3 protein-coding genes are annotated in these 4,152 nt (G+C 74.6%); 2 read left to right on the forward strand and 1 reads right to left on the reverse strand.

The window, feature by feature from the left end; translation table 11 throughout:
• Positions 1-155 precede the first annotated feature (155 nt).
• Positions 156-425 (forward strand): hypothetical protein, encoded by a 270-nt coding sequence (locus AOK18_RS28890; RefSeq protein ID WP_055572467.1) that lies wholly within the window; start codon positions 156-158, stop codon positions 423-425.
• 42 nt (positions 426-467) lie between these two features.
• Here AOK18_RS28890 and AOK18_RS28895 read toward each other — a convergent pair whose 3' ends face one another.
• A complete protein-coding gene (locus tag AOK18_RS28895) occupies positions 468-1,220 on the reverse strand; it encodes a ferritin-like fold-containing protein (protein WP_055572466.1) in 753 nt (250 codons plus the stop codon).
• A 476-nt stretch (positions 1,221-1,696) separates the two neighbouring features.
• On the opposite strand from AOK18_RS28895, the gene AOK18_RS28900 reads away from it, so the two are divergent.
• On the forward strand, positions 1,697-4,152 hold a 2,456-nt coding region (locus AOK18_RS28900; protein WP_055696232.1), incomplete at its 3' end, for a DEAD/DEAH box helicase.

Consider the following 4,152-nt stretch of genomic DNA (forward strand, 5'->3'; position numbering starts at 1 on the left):
CCTTCGTCCCGGCCGTTCCCCCCGCCGCGCGCCGCCGTCCCCACCCGCACGGAAGGGACAGAACATCCCTACCTGGGAGGATTGGATTCCGCAGGTCAGGGGTAGTACGGGCTACGACGATGTGAACAGACCGGCCACGTGGGAGGGACCCCGACATGCTCTTGGAAGCGCTCGGTTCAGTGATCCTGGGCCTGGTTCTGGCATGGGCGGCCACGCGCCGTCTGCCGCACCGCCTCCCCGCCCGCCCCCTGGTCCTGTCGACCGGTGCGGTCGGGGCACTGCTGGGCGCCTTCCTCACGCACGGCGCGCTGGACGCGGGCAGCCTGCTGACGGTCCTGGTCGGCGCGGCGGTCCTCTCCGTGGCGTCGTTGTCGCTGCTCCTGCGCCCCGCGGGCAGGCTCCGCGGCCGGTCGGCGACCGCCTGACCGGCCGTCGGCGCCCCGTGCCGGGGCGGAGCCGGGCGGCTCTCAGGCCGCCAGTCCCAGGGCCGCCATCCGCTTGGTGTGGGCCTCCGTGATCCGGGAGAACATCCGGCCGACCTCGGCGAGGTCGAAGCCGTCCGCGACTCCGCCGACGAGCATCGTGGACAGCGCGTCCCGGTCGGCCACCACCCGCTGCGACTGGGACAGTGCCTCGCCCATCAGCCGGCGCGCCCACAGGGCGAGCCGCCCGCCCACGCGCGGGTCCGCGTCGATCGCCGCGCGCACCTTCTCCACGGCGAATCCGCCGTGCCCGGTGTCGTCGAGCACGGACAGCACCAGCGCGCGGGTGTCGGAGTCCAGCCGGACCGCGACCTCCCGGTAGAAGTCACTGGCGATCGAGTCGCCGACGTAGGCCTTGACGAGTCCCTCGAGCCAGTCGGAGGGCGCGGTCTGCTTGTGGAAGCCCTCGTACGCGGCGACGAACGGTTCCATCGCGACGGTCGGCTCCTCGCCGATGCCGGCCAGGCGGTCGCGCAGCCGCTCGAAGTGGTGGAACTCGGCCGACGCCATCTTCGCCAGTTCCGCCTTGTCCTCGAGCGTGGGGGCCAGTTTGGCGTCGTCCGCGAGCCGTTCGAACGCCGCCAGCTCCCCGTACGCGAGCGCGCCGAGCAGGTCGACGATGGCCGCGCGGTACTGGGGATCGGCGGAGGCGGCCGCCCAGTCCAGGGCGGCGACGCCGGTCGGCGCGGCGGTGCCGGGGGTGTCCTCGGCGCGGTCAGGCTTGTCAGAGCTCGTCATAATCCGCACAATAGCCCGCTCGTCGCGGGCCGTAAGGCGCTGGTCAACACGTGTGACGACGGCTACGTGGCCGAATCGGCCATGGCGTGTGCGCGAATTCGGGGTATGGTGGTAATGCGCCCGCCGAATACTCTGACGTAGTCGGCAGGGCGCGTGTATGAGGATGCCCGGTCGGAGGCCCGATCGGCTCCGCCCCGACCGCTCTCCCTGACCGTACGGCACATCGCGTACGACGATCGGAGGGACCCTCAGCGGTACGAGCGCTAGAGCGTCGGCAGTGGTCCCGTGCCCTACGGCATTCCCGTAAGGCAGCCGACGTCCCCGGCACGGTCCATAGACGACCCCCGCGCTCGCCTCGCACCGCGCACACAAGAAGAGGCAGCACCCTGACTACGTTCCGAGAGCTCGGGATCCTCCCCGAGACCGCCGAAGCCCTTGAAGCCGTCGGCATCACCACCCCCTTCCCCATCCAGGAGATGACGCTCCCCGTGGCCCTGTCGGGCACGGACGTCATCGGCCAGGCCAAGACCGGCACCGGAAAGACGCTGGGCTTCGGTCTTCCGCTCCTCGAGCGCGTGACCGTCCCCGCGGACGTGGAGGCGGGCCGCGCGAAGCCCGAGGACCTCACCGACACGCCGCAGGCGCTCGTCGTCGTCCCCACCCGCGAGCTGTGCACGCAGGTGACCAACGACCTGCTGACCGCCGGCAAGGTGCGCAACGTCCGTGTCTCCGCGATCTACGGCGGCCGGGCCTACGAGCCGCAGGTCGAAGCCCTGAAGAAGGGCGTCGACGTGGTCGTCGGCACCCCGGGCCGGCTGCTCGACCTGGCCGGGCAGAAGAAGCTGAACCTGAAGGACGTCAGGGCCCTCGTCCTCGACGAGGCCGACGAGATGCTCGACCTGGGCTTCCTGCCCGACGTCGAGAGGATCATCAACCTGCTTCCGGCCCGCCGCCAGACCATGCTGTTCTCGGCGACGATGCCGGGCGCGGTCATCGGACTGGCCCGCCGCTACATGTCGCAGCCCACGCACATCCGCGCCACCGCGCCGGACGACGAGGGCGCGACCGTCGCGAACACCACGCAGTTCGTCTACCGCGCGCACAACATGGACAAGCCCGAGATGGTCTCGCGGATACTCCAGGCGGACGGCCGGGGCCTGGTCATGGTCTTCTGCCGCACCAAGCGCACCGCCGCCGACCTCGCCGACCAGCTCAAGCAGCGCGGCTTCGCCTCCGGCGCGGTCCACGGCGACCTCGGCCAGGGCGCCCGCGAGCAGGCGCTGCGCGCCTTCCGCAACGGCAAGGTGGACGTGCTCGTCTGCACCGACGTCGCCGCCCGCGGCATCGACGTCGAGGGTGTCACGCACGTCATCAACTACCAGTCCCCCGAGGACGAGAAGACGTACCTGCACCGCATCGGCCGTACCGGCCGCGCGGGGGCGAAGGGTACGGCGATCACCCTCGTCGACTGGGACGACATCCCGCGCTGGCAGCTGATCAACAAGGCGCTGGACCTCGGCTTCGGCGACCCGCCGGAGACGTACTCCACCTCCCCGCACCTGTTCACCGACCTCGGGATCGCCGAGGGCACGAAGGGTGTCCTGCCGCGTTCGGAGCGCACCCGCGCCGGGCTCGACGCGGAGGTGCTGGAGGACCTGGGCGAGCCGGGCGGCCGTGGCGGCCCGCGCGGACGCGGTGGCCGGAGCGAGCGCGACGGCCGGGGCGAGCGCGGCGGCCGGGGCGAGCGGGACGACTCCCGGTCCGCCGAGCAGGAACGTCCGGCCCGTACGCCGCGCCGCCGTCGCCGTACGCGCGGCGGTACGCCGCTGGGCGAGCCGGCGCAGCAGCCGGCGGCCCCGGCCGCCGAGAGCACCGGTGAGGCGGAGGCCGGTACGGCTCCCCGCACCCCGCGCCGCCGTCGCCGCATGCGCGGCGGAGCCTCGGCCGAGGCCGCCCCGGTGACCGCGGTCGAGTCCGCCACCGGCCCCGTGGAGTCCGCCGAGGCCGCTGTCGCGACGGTGGAGGGCACCTCCTCGGACGCCCCGGAGCACCCGGAGGACTCCGGGGCCCCGTCGAAGCCGCGTCGCCGCCGGACCCGCGGGTCCGCGGAGACGGCGGCCGCCGACACCGCGGCCCCGGCCGGTTCGCCGGTCGAGGCCGGCCCGGCGGTCGCCGTCGCCCCGTCGGCCGAGGGCACCGCCGTGACCGGTACGGCCCCGGAGGCCGGGGAGCCCGAGGCTCCCGCCGAGCCGCGTCGCCGCCGGACCCGCAAGGCCACGGCCGCGCCCTCGGCCGCCGAAACGGTGGTGGACGCCGCCGAGGCGCCCGTCGAGTCCGCGCCGGAACCGGCTCCGGCCAAGCCGCGCCGCACCCGCAAGAGCGTGGCCGAGGCCCCCGTGGCCGAGGCCGTCGCCGGCACCGCGGAGGGCACGGAGACCGCGGAGGCCAAGCCCCGCCGCCGCACCCGCAAGGCCGCTGCGGCTCCGGAGGCCACCGAGGCCGCCGCGACCGCCGTCGACATCCCGGCACAGGCCGCTTCCGAGGCCGGTCCGGAGACGGCCGAGGCGAAGCCCCGGGTCCGCCGCACCCGCAAGGCCACCGCCGAGGCGGAGACGGCCGTGGACACGGCCGAGGCCGCCGAGGCCAAGCCGCGCCGCACCCGCAAGGCGGCCACCGCCGTGCAGGAGCCGGAGGCCGCGGTGGACGCCCCGGCCGAGGCGAAGCCCAAGCGCACCAGGAAGACGGCGGCCGCCAAGGCCGCCGACACGACCGAGGCCGCCGAGGTGACCGAGGCCAAGCCCCGCCGCCGTACCACCCGCAAGGCCACCGCGGCCACCGCGGACCCGGCCGGCATCCCGGCGCAGGCCGCTTCCGAGGCCGGTCCGGAGACGGCCGAGGCGAAGCCCCGGGTCCGCCGCACCCGCAAGGCCGC

Origin of the sequence: Streptomyces prasinopilosus (genome assembly GCF_001419695.1) — a bacterium.
In the GTDB taxonomy this organism is placed as follows: Bacteria; Actinomycetota; Actinomycetes; order Streptomycetales; family Streptomycetaceae; genus Streptomyces; species Streptomyces prasinopilosus.

Excerpts from the sequence above, each read along its gene's own strand:
- AOK18_RS28890 (WP_055572467.1), top strand. The coding sequence starts at position 156 with ATGCTCTTGGAAGCGCTCGGTTCAGTGATCCTGGGCCTGGTTCTGGCA.
- AOK18_RS28895 (WP_055572466.1), bottom strand. The coding sequence starts at position 1,220 with ATGACGAGCTCTGACAAGCCTGACCGCGCCGAGGACACCCCCGGCACC.